Genomic DNA, 17,155 nt, shown 5'->3' on the forward strand with positions numbered 1-17,155 from the left:
TTTTTTATTCTCCTGAAAATTCACGCGCAGTTTGAGCAACTACGTCTGTTTCTAGCATGGTACGAATCTGACGAATCGTACTGTACACAGCATTGGCATCACTTGAGCCATGAGTTTTTACAACTGGCGCCTTGACACCAAACAAGACTGCTCCTCCAACATCTGAATAGTTGAGCTGTGTCTTCAACCCCTTAAGACTATCCTTAAGAAGTAGAGCACCTAGCTTCGCTCGAAGGCCACCACCCGTAATAGCATTTTTAAGTAAGCCCATGATTCCCAAAGCTGTACCTTCGATGGATTTTAGAACAGCGTTTCCCGTGAAACCATCAGTTACGACAACATCCACAACGCCATTCATCAGATCACGCGCTTCCACATTTCCGACAAAGTTCAAACTTTCATCAGCTACTAACAAGTCGTATGTTTCCTTTCGAAGCGGATCTCCCTTGCTGCTTTCTGTTCCATTGTTGAGCAAACCAATACGTGGTTTCGAAATTCCACGAACATTTTTCGCATAGAAGGAACCTAGGACAGCGTATTGGTGCAGATGATGGGCTGTATTTTCCGCATTGGCACCGAGATCTAGCATATCAAACCCTTTTCCATCAATGGTCGGTAAGGTAGACATGAGTCCTGGACGATCGATATTTTTGATACGACCCACAATGAAGAATCCTGCAGCCAACAAGGCACCTGTGTTACCAGCAGAGAGGACAGCGTCTGCTTCTCCCTCTTTAACAGCCTTAGCTGCCAATACCATGCTGGCATTTTTCTTCTTACGGATAGCTTTTGTCGGCTCATCGTCTGAGTTAATTTTCTCATCCGTATGGATAATGCTGACACGCTCTGTCGCCGTTAGATATTGCTTGATCTTGCTTTCATCTCCGTAGAGTTGAATCTCAATATCTGAAAAGTCAGCAAGGGCTTGGTTGACACCCTCAACGATGGCTTGAGGTGCGTAATCGCCCCCCATAGCATCTACTGCAATTTTTTTCATTTATCTTCCTCTTTTAGTAATTGTCCCCAGTCCGCTAGGGAATCAATAAATTTCTTTGATTTTAGGTGAATCCCAACGTACTCTTCGTAGAGTTGATCCATAAATTGGCGTAACTCTTGCTTGATTTCGGCCTTAAGCGAAATGGTCTCCAAGGTTTCAAAATCAATGGCTTGAAATTGATTGAGCAGATAAGGGATATTGGGATTTAGATGACAACGTCTCTCATCCTCATGATAATGCTCTGGGCAGAGGCAGGCTCCATATTTGAAAGAAAAGTCAAAGGCCTGACCGACCCGATGGCAAAAGACACACTCATTAAAATTAAGGCTGATTCCAAATCGAGTCAAGATTTGAATTTCAAAAATATTGGTTAAAACCTGATAATCTATCCCTGCTTCCATCAACTCCAGAGTCTTCCTCAAGAAAGCAAACAAGGGAGCATCCTGCTGATTATCCTGCAAACTAGCATCTGCAAGGGCAGCCACATAGGTTGCATAGGCCATGACAAAGAGATCACTATTAATCTTGGGAAAGGTCATCACCTCATGGTAGTCCTCGATGTAGCTAAGGCCGTCATCATTGATTCGCAAGAGAAATCGTGCCAACACCAAGGGCTGAATAACAGGAGCTAGTTTGGACTGGCCAGCGTGTTTGACGAAAAACATGCGCTTCCCAGCCTGCTCGGTGAAGATTTTGACGAGCTTATCATCCTCCCGAAAGTTACGATTGTAGAGTACGAGACCTTGACTCGTTATAGACTGGATCATGCTTCTCTCATGTACTCCTCAAGTCGTTTCATGGCCTCCCTGATTGTTTCCATGCTGGCTGCATAAGAAATGCGAACATAGCCTTCTCCGTAACGCCCAAAGGCAGCACCAGGGATAAAGGCAACAGCCTTCTTCTGGGCAAAATCCTTGAGAAAAGCAAAGGAGTCTTGATTGTAACCTGCTGGAATCTTAGCAAAGATATAGAAGGCACCGTCTGGTTTGATAATCTCAAAACCAAGAGCAGTCATCTTTTCGATGATATAATCTCGACGCTGGATGTATTCCTTCTTCATAGGCTCTGCGTCGTTTTTACCAGCGGTCAAGGCTTCTACTGCAGCATGTTGGGCCATGGTGTTTGCCGCAGTAACCAAATATTGGTGACTCTTGATTAACTGAGCTGTGAAAGCTGCAGGAGCAAAGATAAAGCCTAAACGCCAACCAGTCATGGCATGGGACTTAGATAAGCCATTGATAATAATAGCTTGATCTCTCAGCATAGTTCCCAATGATACATGATTTTCCCCTGTATAGGTCAATTCTGAATAGACCTCATCACAAACAACGAAAATTTCATACTTGCCTAAAACGTCTGCCAAGGCTTCCAACTGCTCTCGACTATAGGTAATTCCAGTTGGATTGGCTGGATAGTTGAGAATGACTGCCTTAAGCTTATCTCCCTGCTCCAAAATTGCCTTTTCCAACATTTCAGGAGTCAAGACAAAACCATTTTCAGTTGTATCAATCTCGACAATCTCTGCCCCAACTAGGTTGACAATCGGCTCATAGCCTGGATAGGCAGGAGCTGGCAAGAGTACCTTGTCTCCTTCTTCTAAGATAGCTGTCAAAGTAGCAGATAAAGCCTCTGTCGCTCCGATAGTAACCAAGATTTCATTTTCAGGATTGTAGTCCAACTGGTATTTTTCTTTTACAAAATCACTAGCTGCCTGGCGCAAGGTCAGTAAACCGCTCATCCCTGTATAGTAGGACTGGTTCTGGTCAATCGCTCGCTTGGCCGCCTCCTTGACATGATCTGGCGTTGTAAAGTCAGGCTCTCCCAAGGTCAAACGCAGAACTCCAGGGATCTCTGAAATGGCCTGATCAAACTGACGAATCAAGGACACTTGAATCTTATCTAATTGTTTATTAAAGCGCTTGGTTAAGTCCATAGATACCCCCTTACTTACAGAACATAGTACTATTATACTACAAAAGCTCCCTGACCGCAAAATTACATTTTGAGTTAATCCTTTCTGTTTTCTATTTTACTTTTCTGATGGATAAGCTTATAATAAAAAGTGCTTATTTTCGGAGGTTTATATGTCATTTTTATCAAAAAATGGGGCAGGAATCTTGGCCTGCCTTCTCATTTCTTTCATATCCTGGTACCTAGGAGGATTCTTTCCTGTCGTGGGAGCACCTGTCTTTGCGATTTTTGCGGGGATGCTCCTTCACCCTTTTCTATCAGCCTATAAACAACTGGATGCCGGCTTGACATTTAGTTCCAAGAAATTACTTCAATATGCCGTTATTTTGCTCGGTTTTGGTCTCAATATCTCGCAAGTATTCGCAGTCGGGCAATCTTCGCTCCCTGTTATCCTCTCCACCATTTCGATTTCCTTGATTGTAGCCTACCTCTTCCAGCGCTTTTTTGCTTTGAATACTAAACTGGCTACCTTGATTGGAGTGGGTTCTTCGATCTGTGGAGGTTCTGCCATTGCTGCGACAGCACCCGTTATCCATGCCAAGGAAAAAGAAGTTGCCCAAGCCATTTCCGTTATCTTTTTCTTCAATGTCTTAGCGGCACTCATCTTTCCAACTCTAGGAACCTGGCTTCATCTATCAAATGAAGGCTTCGCCCTCTTTGCAGGAACTGCGGTCAATGATACTTCTTCTGTAACGGCCACAGCCAGCGCATGGGACAGTCTTTATCAGACCAATACCCTTGAGTCTGCAACTATTGTTAAACTCACACGCACCCTTGCCATTATTCCTATCACGCTCTTTCTCTCCTTCTGGCAAAGTCGCCAACAAAAAAATAGCCAGGGTTTCCAACTAAAAAAAGTCTTCCCACTTTTTATCCTTTACTTTATCTTGGCTTCTCTCTTAACGACTCTCCTTACCTCTCTCGGTGTGTCCGGTAGTATCTTTACCCCTCTTAAGCAACTCTCCAAATTCCTTATCGTCATGGCCATGAGCGCTATCGGTCTCAAAACCAATCTCATTGGATTGATCAAATCCAGCGGCAAGTCCATTCTTCTTGGTGCCCTTTGCTGGATTGCCATCATCTTAACCAGCCTAGGCATGCAGGCATTGATTGGTATTTTCTAAGACAAAAGGTAGCCCATGGCTACCTTTTATTGTTCAAGAATTAAGCGTGTGTGCTCTCTCTTGATACAGCGATTCATTACGATGTCGTCGCATCCTCCAGCACGCAAGATTTCTTCTGCTTCTAGGCTTTCAAGTCCCAGTTGTGCCCAGAAAATCTTAGCATCAGCTTTGAGAAAATCACGCGCCACATCGGGCAAAAACTCACTACGACGGTAAACATTGACAATATCGACAGGAAAAGGAATCTCAGCTAGGCTTGCATAAGCCTTTTCTCCCAAAATTTCACCACCTGCAACCTTGGGATTAACTGGAATGATTTTATAGCCTCGAGCCTGCATTTCCTTAGTCACTCGATTGCTAGTTGTTTCTTCACGATCGGACAAGCCTACTACCGCTAACGTTTTACTGGTTGCAAGATACTGACGTACCACACCATCACTTGGATTGATAAATTCTTGGCTCATAGAAATCCTCCTTTTTTCTCAGTATAGCATATTTTGAAAAGGCTTGCAGATTTTGACTACAAAAAAATTCCTAGCAAGAGAAAAAGCTTGCCAGGAAATTCGTTTATTCAAGTGAAAGTTTAGATTTTTTTCTCGATACTAAATAATGGAGAAAGAGGACGTTTTTCGTGGATACGGATAATAGCATCACCTAAGAGATGAGCAATCGAAATTTGCTCAATCTTATCAATCAAACGATCTTCTGGCAAGTAGATGGTATCCAAAACAACCAATTTTTCAATAGCTGATTTTTGGATATTGTCCATAGCTGGCCCCGAAAGAACTGGGTGTGTACAGCTTGCATAGACCGCAACTGCGCCTGCTTCAGCAAGTGCATCCGCCGCATGGCAGATTGTTCCAGCGGTATCAATCATATCGTCAATCAAGATACAAGTCTTGCCTTCTACCTTACCGATGATGTTCATCACTTCACTGGTATTCATCTTGTCCACGCTACGACGTTTGTCAATAATTGCAATCGGAGTTTTCAAAAACTCTGCCAATTTACGAGCACGAGTCACACCACCATGGTCTGGACTGACAACAACATAGTCTTGCCCAACCATTCCACGACGTTCAAAGTAGTCCGCAATCAATGGAGCGCCCATCAAGTGATCCACAGGAATATCAAAGAATCCCTGAATCTGCGCAGCGTGCAAGTCAATCGTCAACAAACGATCCACACCAGCCACTTCTAGCATATTTGCCACAAGTTTTGCAGTGATTGGCTCACGCGCTCTCGCTTTTCTATCCTGACGTGCGTAACCATAGTAAGGCATAACAACGTTGACGGATTCTGCACTAGCCCGCTTCAAGGCATCTACCATGATCAAAATTTCGAGCAGATTGTCATTTACAGGTGAGCTCGTTGATTGTAGGATAAAGACGTGTTTTCCACGGATTGATTCTTCGATATTGACCTGAATCTCCCCATCTGAAAATTGACGAACAGTCGATTTCCCCAACTCTATCCCAATCTCTTGCGCCACACGCTCTGCCAATTCTCTATTTGAAGAAAGGGCAAACAGCTTTAAATCAGAAAAAGACATGATTTCCTCCGGTATTTATGTATCACTTGTTTTTCACACAACATTTTCCATTTACCATTGTAGCGCTTTTTCCTTTATTTTTCAATCAAAAATAAAACAAGGGCAAACATTTATACCCTTGTTTTTTACTATTTTATATTAGCTATATTAAAACTAAAAATCCTACATTTTAACAATCGATTTTATGCTAGGATGAGATTTTTTCGAGATAAAGTTAGTATACTTCTCTCATACTTCCTGTATCCACATCATAGACAGCACCTGAAATAACCACATCATCAGGAATCAGTGGAGATTCTCGAAGCAATTGCATATCCTCTCTCACGCTCTCTTCCACATCCTGAAATGGTAAAAAGTCTTGACCAGACACATCAACTCCGAGCTCGTGTTTCAAATGTTCATGAAAACTTTCATTTTGAAAGGTTTGAGCTCCACAGTCTGTATGGTGAAGCACCACGATTTCTCTTGTCCCCATTTGTTGCTGGGAAATCACCAGTGAACGAATCATGTCCTCAGTTACTCGACCACCCGCATTCCGCAAGATATGAGCATCCCCAAGGGCCAAACCTAGAGCTTGCGCAACGTGTAGACGTGAGTCCATACAGGTCACGATAGCTACTCTGGTTTTGGGTTTAAGTGGCAGATTTAACTGCCCATGTAGGGCAACATAAGCCTGATTGGCTTGCATAAACTGTTCAAAATACGACACGATTCCCTCCTCAAAAATTTGATAATCAAATATTTCTCCTATCTTATCATTTTTAAGAGGATTTGTCACGGATTATGCAAAGACCTTTTTCAAAACTTCCTGAATAGTCGTCACACCAATGACTTCAATTTCCTTGGGTGGAGTGATTCCTGTCAAGGAATTCTTGGGTACATAAATCTTGGTAAAGCCCAATTTTTCCGCTTCATTGATGCGTTGTTCGATGCGATTCACGCGCCGAATTTCTCCGGTCAAGCCCAGTTCACCCACAAAACATTCCTGAGGATTGGTAGGCTTGTCCTTGTAACTAGAGGCAATAGCCACTGCAACAGCCAAGTCAATGGCAGGCTCATCCAATTTTACACCACCAGCAGATTTGAGATAGGCATCCTGGTTTTGCAAGAGAAGCCCTGCTCGTTTTTCCAAAACAGCCATAATCAGACTTGCACGATTGAAATCAAGTCCAGTCGTCGTACGTTTAGCATTTCCAAACATGGTTGGTGTTACCAAAGCCTGAACCTCCGCCAAAATCGGACGGGTCCCTTCCATGGTCACCACAATTGATGAGCCAGTCGCTCCATCCAAACGCTCCTCTAGGAAAACTTGACTCGGATTGAGCACCTCAACCAATCCACCCGACTGCATCTCAAAGATGCCAATCTCATTAGTGGAACCAAAACGGTTTTTGACTGCTCTCAAGATACGAAAGGTATGGTGACGTTCCCCTTCAAAGTAAAGCACTGTATCTACCATATGCTCCAACATACGCGGACCCGCCAAGGTCCCTTCCTTGGTCACATGCCCTACGATAAAGATGGCAATGTTATTAGTCTTCGCCAGCTGCATGAGTTCAGCCGTTACTTCACGCACCTGAGACACAGACCCCTGCACCCCTGAAATCTCAGGAGACATAATCGTCTGGATAGAGTCGATGATGAGAAAATCTGGTTGGATGCGCTCCACCTCAGATCGAACACTCTGCATATTGGTCTCTGCATAGAGATAAAACTCACTATCAATATCACCCAAGCGCTCTGCCCGTAACTTAATCTGCTGGGCAGACTCCTCCCCACTGACATAGAGAACCGTACCCACTTGAGACAGCTGGGTTGAAACTTGTAGGAGAAGGGTTGATTTCCCGATTCCTGGATCCCCACCGATAAGGACGAGACTCCCTGGTACCACTCCGCCTCCAAGCACACGGTTGAATTCCTCCATCTCCGTCTTGGTTCGATTGACATTGATGGAAGTCACCTCAGCCAGTTTCATAGGCTTGGTTTTTTCACCTGTCAAGGACACACGCGCATTCTTGACCTCAGCAACCTCAACTTCCTCGACAAAAGAAGACCAAGACCCACAGTTTGGACAACGCCCTAGATATTTGGGTGAGTTATAAGCACAATTTTGACAAATAAAAGTTGATTTTTTTTTAGCTATGATGATTCTCCTTCTACTGCGACTCCTATAGAGCGCCACTTATACAATGTATTTTGAAATTTCTTCTGGTTGACAACTCCGACAGCAGACAAATCGACGGAAACCTGATAATTCTCCTTGACAGCTGCCAAAACGGAAGCCTTGACACAGCCATTGCCATCTACCCCTATAAACTCTATGCTTTTAGCACCGTTTCCCTCTAAAAAATCTTTTAAATCTGGATTAGTAAAGCAAGAAGCCCGACGCTTCTCAAAGATACGAGAAGATACAAGCAGCAAGCCGGTCGCAAATTTCTTCTTTCTATCTTTTCTCTCCCAGAAAAAACGATTGAGAATATAGATAACTCGGTCACTGGGATAAGCAGCAATTTTGTCATTTACAGCTGCAGTCAGTTCTTCATGATATGCTTTTCCTACAGCAACGTAATCTGACTGCATGTCTACAACTAATAAATAGTCTGCCATTTTATTCCTCTATTTCCCAGTTGACCCAAATCCACCAGTTCGCACGCCGTCTGCCTCATCTCCATCTACGATTAAAAATGGTGCAAAGACAGCCTGGACCACACGTTCTCCAACTTCGAGGACGACTTCCTGTTCAGTAATGTTTTTCATCTGCGCAAAGATATGGCCTTCGTTCCCAGGATTTCCATAATAATCCCCATCAATGACCCCAACTGAGTTAATCAAGACCAAGCCCTTCTTGCGAGGGTTTGATGAACGGTCATAGAGATAGAGCACTTCTGTCGGCTGCATATAAGCCTTAACCCCTGTCGGAACCAAGACAATCTCTCCTGGAGCAATCACAGTGCGTTCCGCAACCTTTAAGTCGTAACCAGCTGCGTGAGCTGTCTCTCGCTTCGGTAACAAATTTTCGTCTGTAAAACTCGAAACCAATTCAAAACCACGAATTTTCATATTTTTCTCTTTTCTATAATCATTTATTCTAGGCTATTTTATCTTATTTATTCGAAAAAAGCACGAAAAAAGAGCACACAATTCACATCGCTTAGGGCTGCTGGATTCCTCCCCTGACCCGCTTCACGCAGAACTGTTGCTCCACTATTCATTATACCACATTCCCCTCTGTTTTTAAAGAGAAATTATTTTTTCCGTCGATTTCGGAAAAAGTCCTGCATAATCGCTGCACAATCATCTTCCAAAATTCCCGTTTCCACCTCTACACGATGATTGAGACGCTCATCTGTCAAAATGTCGTACAAGCTCCCAGCTGCACCAAATTTCTGGTTTTTAGCCCCGTAAACTACGTTTGGAATACGGGCAAGCCCAATCGCACCACTACACATAACACAAGGCTCAATGGTCACAAAAAGCGTACAATCAAGCAGTCGCCAACTCTCTTCACTCACATTCGCATTCTCTATAGCCATGATTTCTGCATGCATGACCGCCCGTTGCAACTCCTCGCGCGCATTATGCCCCCTACCAATGATTTCTCCATCCTTGACAATCACACAACCAATTGGAATTTCATCGTGTTCTAAGGCAATCTCAGCCTCTCTCAAAGCCTCTCTCATAAAGGCTTCTTTTTCTTCAACTGTATAATTCATCGTTCTTCTCTTTTCCTACTTATCGATTTTATTATTATATCATGATTCTCAACACAAAAAAAGCCACCGAATGCGGTGACTTAATAGGGAGATTATTATGAAAAAGAAAAGTTTAGGATATTTGTTACAACAAGTTAGGAGGTCTTCTTGTAACTGTCTATAGTATACCCAACCTGTCTTAAACTAATCTTAAAAATCTCCTATGACCAAACACTTTCTAAAATATTAGTTTGTTCACGACCAGGTCCTACTGAGAAAGTTGAGATACGAACACCAACCAACTCGCTTACACGACGAACATAGTTACGTGCATTCTCAGGAAGGTCTTCCAAATTACGGACTCCAGTGATGTCTTCTGACCAACCTGGCAATTCCTCGTAGATTGGCTTACAACGTTTCAACTGCTCAAGACTAGCAGGATAGTAATCAATACGTTGACCATCAAGATCATAGGCGACACAGATTTTCACAGTATCCAAACCACTCAAAACATCTATAGAGTTCAATGAAAGATTGGTAATCCCAGATACACGGCGGCTGTGACGCATCACAACTGAGTCAAACCAACCCACACGACGTGGACGGCCAGTTGTTGTACCGTATTCATGACCTACTTCACGGATGCGATTTCCCACTTCATCAAATAATTCAGTTGGGAAAGGTCCGTCTCCTACACGACTTGTGTAAGCTTTACAGACACCTACAACCTTGTCAATCTTACTTGGACCAACACCAGACCCAATTGTCACACCACCAGCGACAGGGTTTGACGATGTAACAAATGGATACGTACCTTGGTCAATATCTAGCATAACACCTTGCGCACCTTCAAACAGCACACGTTTGCCATTATCAAGCGCATCATTCAAGATAACGGATGTATCTGTCACGTATTGCTTGATTTGTTGACCATACTCATAGTATTCTTCAAAAATATCGTCAACTGAAATAGGGGTACTATCATATAATTTTTCAAACAAACGATTCTTCTCCGCAAGATTGCGTTCCAAACGTTCACGGAAAATATCCTTATCCAAAAGATCTGCAATACGAATTCCAACACGAGCAGCCTTGTCCATATATGCTGGACCGATTCCCTTGATTGTAGTACCAATCTTATTGTCACCCTTAGCTTCTTCCTGCAAGCGATCCAACTCAATGTGATAAGGCAAAATAACATGCGCACGATCAGAAATACGCAAGTTATCAGTTGTCACACCTTCCTCATGAAGATAAGTCAACTCTTTCACAAGGGATTTTGGATTCACGACCATCCCATTCCCAATAACAGAGATTTTTTCAGGAAAGAAAATTCCAGATGGAATCAAGTGCAACTTAAATTTCTTACCATCGATCACAATCGTGTGACCAGCATTATCACCACCTTGATAACGAGCAATTACCTCTGCATTAGCAGAAAGAAAATCTGTAATTTTCCCTTTACCTTCATCACCCCACTGGGTACCTACAACAACAACTGAAGTCATAATAAAATTCGTCTGAGCTACTAGGAGCTCGTCCTTTCTCATATACATGGCAGGAATTTCACCCACAATTATATCTTACAATTTATTATAAGAAAAAAACACTATTTTATCAAGAAGAAACAGTAGAAAAGATTTGGAAATTCTTTCATTTCTAAATATAAAAACCTTTGATTATAAGCTAATTCTATATTTTTTAAAACATATCCACAACAATCGTTCGTAATTATGATATAGATACTTCCTATTGGATGAGAGTTGTACCACCTTGCAGTAATTTCTCTAGATATAGACGATAAGCTGTTCTAAAGTGATATAGAGAAAAGTCCCTATCACTTTTAATTTTAAATCGGATTAAGTAATATAGTAAAAAACGGAGATGAAGTGATTCCCACTCTGAACAACTCTGGCCTAAAGAGGCATATTCTTGTTCAACTAGTTTCAAAAAGACAAATGCTCGATCATAAAATTTCTGAAGCATATACAAATTCCCTTTCTTATTAGTAACACTAGTCTAACAAAAAAAGGAACTAAAAAAGCTTCAAATCCTATAAAAGAAGAATTTAAAGCTAAACGAACTATAAATAAAATAAAGAGGTAATTACAGATTTAAAAATTAAAATTTGAAATTTCAACAGTCCACTATATTTATAAATAAAAAAACGCTCAGTTGAACGTTTCGATTTATACTCCGCCAGTAGGACTCGAACCTACGACATCATGATTAACAGTCATGCGCTACTACCAACTGAGCTATGGCGGATAAAAGCTAAGCGACTTCCATATCTCACAGGGGGCAACCCCCAACTACTTCCGGCGTTCTAGGGCTTAACTACTGTGTTCGGCATGGGTACAGGTGTATCTCCTAGGCTATCGTCACTTAACTCTGAGTAATACCTACTCAAAATTGAATATCTATCAAATCTCAAGAAAACCTCACACTTCGTATTCTCAGTTACTTTGGATAAGTCCTCGAGCTATTAGTATTAGTCCGCTACATGTGTCGCCACACTTCCACTTCTAACCTATCTACCTGATCATCTCTCAGGGCTCTTACTGATATAAAATCATGGGAAATCTCATCTTGAGGTGGGTTTCACACTTAGATGCTTTCAGCGTTTATCCCTTCCCTACATAGCTACCCAGCGATGCCTTTGGCAAGACAACTGGTACACCAGCGGTAAGTCCACTCTGGTCCTCTCGTACTAGGAGCAGATCCTCTCAAATTTCCTACGCCCGCGACGGATAGGGACCGAACTGTCTCACGACGTTCTGAACCCAGCTCGCGTGCCGCTTTAATGGGCGAACAGCCCAACCCTTGGGACCGACTACAGCCCCAGGATGCGACGAGCCGACATCGAGGTGCCAAACCTCCCCGTCGATGTGAACTCTTGGGGGAGATAAGCCTGTTATCCCCAGGGTAGCTTTTATCCGTTGAGCGATGGCCCTTCCATACGGAACCACCGGATCACTAAGCCCGACTTTCGTCCCTGCTCGAGTTGTAGCTCTCGCAGTCAAGCTCCCTTATACCTTTACACTCTGCGAATGATTTCCAACCATTCTGAGGGAACCTTTGGGCGCCTCCGTTACCTTTTAGGAGGCGACCGCCCCAGTCAAACTGCCCGTCAGACACTGTCTCCGATAGGGATAACCTATCCGGGTTAGAGTGGCCATAACACAAGGGTAGTATCCCAACAACGTCTCCTTCGAAACTGGCGTCCCGATCTCATAGACTCCTACCTATCCTGTACATGTGGTACAGACACTCAATATCAAACTGCAGTAAAGCTCCATGGGGTCTTTCCGTCCTGTCGCGGGTAACCTGCATCTTCACAGGTACTAAAATTTCACCGAGTCTCTCGTTGAGACAGTGCCCAAATCATTACGCCTTTCGTGCGGGTCGGAACTTACCCGACAAGGAATTTCGCTACCTTAGGACCGTTATAGTTACGGCCGCCGTTTACTGGGGCTTCAATTCATACCTTCGGATTACTCCTAAGCACTCCTCTTAACCTTCCAGCACCGGGCAGGCGTCACCCCCTATACATCATCTTACGATTTAGCAGAGAGCTGTGTTTTTGATAAACAGTTGCTTGGGCCTATTCACTGCGGCTGACCTAAAGTCAGCACCCCTTCTCCCGAAGTTACGGGGTCATTTTGCCGAGTTCCTTAACGAGAGTTCTCTCGCTCACCTGAGGCTACTCGCCTCGACTACCTGTGTCGGTTTGCGGTACGGGTAGAGTATGTTTAAACGCTAGAAGCTTTTCTTGGCAGTGTGACGTCACTAACTTCGCTACTAAACTTCGCTCCCCATCACAGCTCAATGTTATAGATATAAGCATTTGACTCATATCACACCTCACTGCTTAGACAGACACTTCCATTCGTCTGCTTTAGTTAGCCTACTGCGTCCCTCCATCACTACATACTCTAGTACAGGAATATCAACCTGTTGTCCATCGGATACACCTTTCGGTCTCTCCTTAGGTCCCGACTAACCCAGGGCGGACGAGCCTTCCCCTGGAAACCTTAGTCTTACGGTGGACAGGATTCTCACCTGTCTTTCGCTACTCATACCGGCATTCTCACTTCTATGCGTTCCAGCACTCCTCACGGTATACCTTCTTCACACATAGAACGCTCTCCTACCATACCTATAAAGGTATCCACAGCTTCGGTAAATTGTTTTAGCCCCGGTACATTTTCGGCGCAGGGTCACTCGACTAGTGAGCTATTACGCACTCTTTGAATGAATAGCTGCTTCTAAGCTAACATCCTAGTTGTCTGTGCAACCCCACATCCTTTTCCACTTAACAATTATTTTGGGACCTTAGCTGGTGGTCTGGGCTGTTTCCCTTTCGACTACGGATCTTAGCACTCGCAGTCTGACTGCCGACCATAATTCATTGGCATTCGGAGTTTATCTGAGATTGGTAATCCGGGATGGACCCCTCACCCAAACAGTGCTCTACCTCCAAGAATCTTGATGTCGACGCTAGCCCTAAAGCTATTTCGGAGAGAACCAGCTATCTCCAAGTTCGTTTGGAATTTCTCCGCTACCCACAAGTCATCCAAGCACTTTTCAACGTGCCCTGGTTCGGTCCTCCAGTGCGTCTTACCGCACCTTCAACCTGCTCATGGGTAGGTCACATGGTTTCGGGTCTACGACATGATACTAAGGCGCCCTATTCAGACTCGGTTTCCCTGCGGCTCCGTCTCTTCAACTTAACCTCGCATCATATCGTAACTCGCCGGTTCATTCTACAAAAGGCACGCTCTCACCCATTAACGGGCTCGAACTTGTTGTAGGCACACGGTTTCAGGTTCTATTTCACTCCCCTCCCGGGGTGCTTTTCACCTTTCCCTCACGGTACTGGTTCACTATCGGTCACTAGGGAGTATTTAGGGTTGGGAGATGGTCCTCCCAGATTCCGACGGGATTTCTCGTGTCCCGCCGTACTCAGGATACTGCTAGGTACAAAGACTATTTTAAATACGAGGCTATTACTCTCTTTGGCTGATCTTCCCAAATCATTCTTCTATAATCTTTGAGTCCATATTGCAGTCCTACAACCCCGAAGAGTAAACTCTTCGGTTTGCCCTCCTGCCGTTTCGCTCGCCGCTACTAAGGCAATCGCTTTTGCTTTCTCTTCCTGCAGCTACTTAGATGTTTCAGTTCACTGCGTCTTCCTCCTCACATCCTTAACAGATGCGGGTAACAGGTAGTACCTGTTGGGTTCCCCCATTCGGAAATCCCTGGATCATCGCTTACTTACAGCTACCCAAGGCATATCGTCGTTTGTCACGTCCTTCTTCGGCTCCTAGTGCCAAGGCATCCACCGTGCGCCCTTATTAACTTAACCTTATTTTTTGACCTTTCAGTCATAAACTCTTTTAATACTACAGCGTTTCGGTTTATTTTCTTGTTACTATTTGATATAGATATTCAATTTTCAATGTGCATTACTTGGTGATCTCTCACCAATGGAGCCTAGCGGGATCGAACCGCTGACCTCCTGCGTGCAAAGCAGGCGCTCTCCCAGCTGAGCTAAGGCCCCACAAGACCTCTCAAGACTAAACAAGACCAATGTGCAGTTCCTTATCCTTAGAAAGGAGGTGATCCAGCCGCACCTTCCGATACGGCTACCTTGTTACGACTTCACCCCAATCATCTATCCCACCTTAGGCGGCTGGCTCCAAATGGTTACCTCACCGACTTCGGGTGTTACAAACTCTCGTGGTGTGACGGGCGGTGTGTACAAGGCCCGGGAACGTATTCACCGCGGCGTGCTGATCCGCGATTACTAGCGATTCCGACTTCATGTAGGCGAGTTGCAGCCTACAATCCGAACTGAGACTGGCTTTAAGAGATTAGCTTGCCGTCACCGGCTTGCGACTCGTTGTACCAGCCATTGTAGCACGTGTGTAGCCCAGGTCATAAGGGGCATGATGATTTGACGTCATCCCCACCTTCCTCCGGTTTATTACCGGCAGTCTCGCTAGAGTGCCCAACTGAATGATGGCAACTAACAATAGGGGTTGCGCTCGTTGCGGGACTTAACCCAACATCTCACGACACGAGCTGACGACAACCATGCACCACCTGTCACCTCTGTCCCGAAGGAAAACTCTATCTCTAGAGCGGTCAGAGGGATGTCAAGACCTGGTAAGGTTCTTCGCGTTGCTTCGAATTAAACCACATGCTCCACCGCTTGTGCGGGCCCCCGTCAATTCCTTTGAGTTTCAACCTTGCGGTCGTACTCCCCAGGCGGAGTGCTTAATGCGTTAGCTGCGGCACTAAACCCCGGAAAGGGTCTAACACCTAGCACTCATCGTTTACGGCGTGGACTACCAGGGTATCTAATCCTGTTTGCTCCCCACGCTTTCGAGCCTCAGCGTCAGTTACAAGCCAGAGAGCCGCTTTCGCCACCGGTGTTCCTCCATATATCTACGCATTTCACCGCTACACATGGAATTCCACTCTCCCCTCTTGCACTCAAGTTAAACAGTTTCCAAAGCGTACTATGGTTAAGCCACAGCCTTTAACTTCAGACTTATCTAACCGCCTGCGCTCGCTTTACGCCCAATAAATCCGGACAACGCTCGGGACCTACGTATTACCGCGGCTGCTGGCACGTAGTTAGCCGTCCCTTTCTGGTAAGATACCGTCACAGTGTGAACTTTCCACTCTCACACTCGTTCTTCTCTTACAACAGAGCTTTACGATCCGAAAACCTTCTTCACTCACGCGGCGTTGCTCGGTCAGACTTCCGTCCATTGCCGAAGATTCCCTACTGCTGCCTCCCGTAGGAGTCTGGGCCGTGTCTCAGTCCCAGTGTGGCCGATCACCCTCTCAGGTCGGCTATGTATCGTTGCCTTGGTGAGCCGTTACCTCACCAACTAGCTAATACAACGCAGGTCCATCTGGTAGTGATGCAATTGCACCTTTTAAGTAAATGTCATGCAACATCTACTCTTATGCGGTATTAGCTATCGTTTCCAATAGTTATCCCCCGCTACCAGGCAGGTTACCTACGCGTTACTCACCCGTTCGCAACTCATCCGCTCGGTGCAAGCACCAAGCTTCAGCGTTCTACTTGCATGTATTAGGCACGCCGCCAGCGTTCGTCCTGAGCCAGGATCAAACTCTCATTAAAAGTTTGAGTTCTCACTCATTTCTGTCACTGACAGATTTATTGTTTTTCATTGTTCAGTACTATAACATCAGTTATAGTGCCCTGCACATTGGTTCGTCTTGTTCAGTTTTCAAAGGTCTTTGTCACTCATTCTCTCTCAAGCGACAACTATATTAGTATATCACAGCCATCTGTCTCTGTCAACAGATTTTTTAAACTTTTTTCAAGTTTTTTTAACCACAATACACCCATAGTCCGTACGGGATTCGAACCCGTGTTACCGCCGTGAAAAGGCGGTGTCTTAACCCCTTGACCAACGGACCTTGAGCTTTTCAACTCTTTCTATTATACCTACTTTTTTACCTTTGTCAAGGACTTTTTTCAGTGAAGTTAATTTTTTCTTTTCTTCACTAACTTAACTACTGCTTCTGTTCGTGCAGTGTGAGGAAACATATCTACCGACTGGATATACTGGAGATCATAGACTTTTACTAGTTTAACTAAATCTCGTGCCAAGGTTGAAACATTGCAGGATACATAGACCATTTTTTCTGGAACATAGGTCAGTATGGTTTCCAGTAGCTTATCATCTAAGCCTGTACGAGGAGGGTCGACTATCAGGGCATCTGCTCGGTAGCCGTCACATTAGAACATAAAAAGAGAGGTTGAACCTCTCTA

General features: G+C 44.4%; 14 protein-coding genes, 3 tRNA genes, 3 rRNA genes and 1 other RNA gene. 1 reads left to right on the top strand and 20 read right to left on the bottom strand.

The features are described 5' to 3' along the window. Positions 1-4: 4 nt before the first annotated feature. Genes plsX through P8P68_RS06970 form a run of 3 tightly spaced genes read right to left on the bottom strand, consistent with a single transcriptional unit; the run spans position 5 to position 2,930 of the window. Positions 5-997: a phosphate acyltransferase PlsX gene (gene plsX, locus P8P68_RS06960; protein ID WP_278275807.1), complete on the bottom strand. Its 993-nt coding sequence runs from the start codon at positions 995-997 to the stop codon at positions 5-7. After that, on the bottom strand, positions 994-1,764 hold the full coding sequence (gene recO, locus P8P68_RS06965; protein WP_049478102.1) for a DNA repair protein RecO: 771 nt from the start codon (positions 1,762-1,764) through the stop codon (positions 994-996). The genes plsX and recO overlap by 4 nt, the downstream gene beginning before the upstream one ends. Further along, on the bottom strand, positions 1,761-2,930 hold the full coding sequence (locus P8P68_RS06970) for a pyridoxal phosphate-dependent aminotransferase (RefSeq protein ID WP_049479245.1): 1,170 nt from the start codon (positions 2,928-2,930) through the stop codon (positions 1,761-1,763). The genes recO and P8P68_RS06970 overlap by 4 nt, the downstream gene beginning before the upstream one ends. A gap of 151 nt (positions 2,931-3,081) precedes the next feature. On the opposite strand from P8P68_RS06970, the gene P8P68_RS06975 reads away from it, so the two are divergent. Then, a complete protein-coding gene (locus P8P68_RS06975; protein WP_000009129.1) occupies positions 3,082-4,092 on the top strand; it encodes a YeiH family protein in 1,011 nt (336 codons plus the stop codon). A gap of 26 nt (positions 4,093-4,118) precedes the next feature. Here P8P68_RS06975 and P8P68_RS06980 read toward each other — a convergent pair whose 3' ends face one another. The 17 genes from P8P68_RS06980 to P8P68_RS07060 all read right to left on the bottom strand — a co-directional run bounded on the left by P8P68_RS06980 (position 4,119) and on the right by P8P68_RS07060 (position 17,098). Further along, the gene (locus P8P68_RS06980; RefSeq protein ID WP_000076506.1) at positions 4,119-4,556 is read right to left on the bottom strand and encodes a CoA-binding protein; all 438 of its coding nucleotides are present in this window, start codon (positions 4,554-4,556) and stop codon (positions 4,119-4,121) included. Positions 4,557-4,675: 119 nt separating this feature from the next. Then, positions 4,676-5,644, bottom strand: coding sequence for a ribose-phosphate diphosphokinase (locus P8P68_RS06985; protein WP_000010171.1), 969 nt, complete (start codon positions 5,642-5,644; stop codon positions 4,676-4,678). A gap of 214 nt (positions 5,645-5,858) precedes the next feature. After that, entirely contained in the window at positions 5,859-6,353 is a 495-nt protein-coding gene (locus P8P68_RS06990) for a carbonic anhydrase (RefSeq protein WP_009013771.1), read from the bottom strand. Positions 6,354-6,425: 72 nt separating this feature from the next. Then, positions 6,426-7,763, bottom strand: a complete 1,338-nt coding sequence (gene radA, locus P8P68_RS06995; protein ID WP_278276307.1) for a DNA repair protein RadA — start codon at positions 7,761-7,763, stop codon at positions 6,426-6,428. A 20-nt stretch (positions 7,764-7,783) separates the two neighbouring features. Next, positions 7,784-8,251, bottom strand: a complete 468-nt coding sequence (locus tag P8P68_RS07000; RefSeq protein WP_000796429.1) for an isochorismatase family cysteine hydrolase — start codon at positions 8,249-8,251, stop codon at positions 7,784-7,786. Between the two features lie 9 nt (positions 8,252-8,260). Continuing rightward, positions 8,261-8,704, bottom strand: coding sequence for a dUTP diphosphatase (locus P8P68_RS07005; protein ID WP_070837624.1), 444 nt, complete (start codon positions 8,702-8,704; stop codon positions 8,261-8,263). Positions 8,705-8,758: 54 nt separating this feature from the next. Further along, an RNA gene (gene ffs / locus P8P68_RS07010) (signal recognition particle sRNA small type) lies at positions 8,759-8,857 on the bottom strand. A 32-nt stretch (positions 8,858-8,889) separates the two neighbouring features. Further along, the gene (gene tadA / locus P8P68_RS07015) at positions 8,890-9,357 is read right to left on the bottom strand and encodes a tRNA adenosine(34) deaminase TadA (RefSeq protein ID WP_001110101.1); all 468 of its coding nucleotides are present in this window, start codon (positions 9,355-9,357) and stop codon (positions 8,890-8,892) included. Between the two features lie 200 nt (positions 9,358-9,557). Beyond that, positions 9,558-10,844, bottom strand: coding sequence for an adenylosuccinate synthase (locus tag P8P68_RS07020; protein ID WP_125398133.1), 1,287 nt, complete (start codon positions 10,842-10,844; stop codon positions 9,558-9,560). Between the two features lie 241 nt (positions 10,845-11,085). Beyond that, the gene (gene comW, locus P8P68_RS07025) at positions 11,086-11,322 is read right to left on the bottom strand and encodes a sigma(X)-activator ComW (protein ID WP_000939513.1); all 237 of its coding nucleotides are present in this window, start codon (positions 11,320-11,322) and stop codon (positions 11,086-11,088) included. Between the two features lie 208 nt (positions 11,323-11,530). Then, positions 11,531-11,604 (bottom strand) — tRNA-Asn (locus tag P8P68_RS07030). A 5-nt stretch (positions 11,605-11,609) separates the two neighbouring features. Beyond that, positions 11,610-11,725 (bottom strand): 5S ribosomal RNA (rrf, locus tag P8P68_RS07035). Positions 11,726-11,801: 76 nt separating this feature from the next. Continuing rightward, positions 11,802-14,704, bottom strand: a 23S ribosomal RNA gene (locus P8P68_RS07040). A 122-nt stretch (positions 14,705-14,826) separates the two neighbouring features. Next, positions 14,827-14,899: transfer RNA gene (locus tag P8P68_RS07045), tRNA-Ala, on the bottom strand. Between the two features lie 51 nt (positions 14,900-14,950). After that, a 16S ribosomal RNA gene (locus P8P68_RS07050) occupies positions 14,951-16,498 on the bottom strand. The 16S, 23S and 5S rRNA genes sit together here with 3 tRNA genes alongside, the layout of an rRNA operon. Positions 16,499-16,728: 230 nt before the next feature. Beyond that, a tRNA-Glu gene (locus P8P68_RS07055) sits at positions 16,729-16,800 on the bottom strand. Positions 16,801-16,867: 67 nt separating this feature from the next. Next, on the bottom strand, positions 16,868-17,098 hold the full coding sequence (locus tag P8P68_RS07060) for a tRNA (uracil-5-)-methyltransferase (protein WP_084937446.1): 231 nt from the start codon (positions 17,096-17,098) through the stop codon (positions 16,868-16,870). Positions 17,099-17,155: the final 57 nt, after the last annotated feature.

The organism is Streptococcus sp. D7B5, from assembly GCF_029691405.1.
Taxonomy (GTDB): Bacteria; Bacillota; Bacilli; order Lactobacillales; family Streptococcaceae; genus Streptococcus.

What these genes read in the sequence shown, in the direction of transcription:
- P8P68_RS07020 (WP_125398133.1), bottom strand. Translation starts at nt 10,844, where the DNA reads ATGACTTCAGTTGTTGTTGTAGGTACCCAGTGGGGTGATGAAGGTAAA.
- P8P68_RS06970 (WP_049479245.1), bottom strand. Translation starts at nt 2,930, where the DNA reads ATGGACTTAACCAAGCGCTTTAATAAACAATTAGATAAGATTCAAGTG.
- P8P68_RS07005 (WP_070837624.1), bottom strand. Translation starts at nt 8,704, where the DNA reads ATGAAAATTCGTGGTTTTGAATTGGTTTCGAGTTTTACAGACGAAAAT.
- tadA (WP_001110101.1), bottom strand. Translation starts at nt 9,357, where the DNA reads ATGAATTATACAGTTGAAGAAAAAGAAGCCTTTATGAGAGAGGCTTTG.
- P8P68_RS06980 (WP_000076506.1), bottom strand. Translation starts at nt 4,556, where the DNA reads ATGAGCCAAGAATTTATCAATCCAAGTGATGGTGTGGTACGTCAGTAT.
- P8P68_RS06975 (WP_000009129.1), top strand. Translation starts at nt 3,082, where the DNA reads ATGTCATTTTTATCAAAAAATGGGGCAGGAATCTTGGCCTGCCTTCTC.
- plsX (WP_278275807.1), bottom strand. Translation starts at nt 997, where the DNA reads ATGAAAAAAATTGCAGTAGATGCTATGGGGGGCGATTACGCACCTCAA.
- comW (WP_000939513.1), bottom strand. Translation starts at nt 11,322, where the DNA reads ATGCTTCAGAAATTTTATGATCGAGCATTTGTCTTTTTGAAACTAGTT.
- P8P68_RS06985 (WP_000010171.1), bottom strand. Translation starts at nt 5,644, where the DNA reads ATGTCTTTTTCTGATTTAAAGCTGTTTGCCCTTTCTTCAAATAGAGAA.
- recO (WP_049478102.1), bottom strand. Translation starts at nt 1,764, where the DNA reads ATGATCCAGTCTATAACGAGTCAAGGTCTCGTACTCTACAATCGTAAC.
- P8P68_RS07000 (WP_000796429.1), bottom strand. Translation starts at nt 8,251, where the DNA reads ATGGCAGACTATTTATTAGTTGTAGACATGCAGTCAGATTACGTTGCT.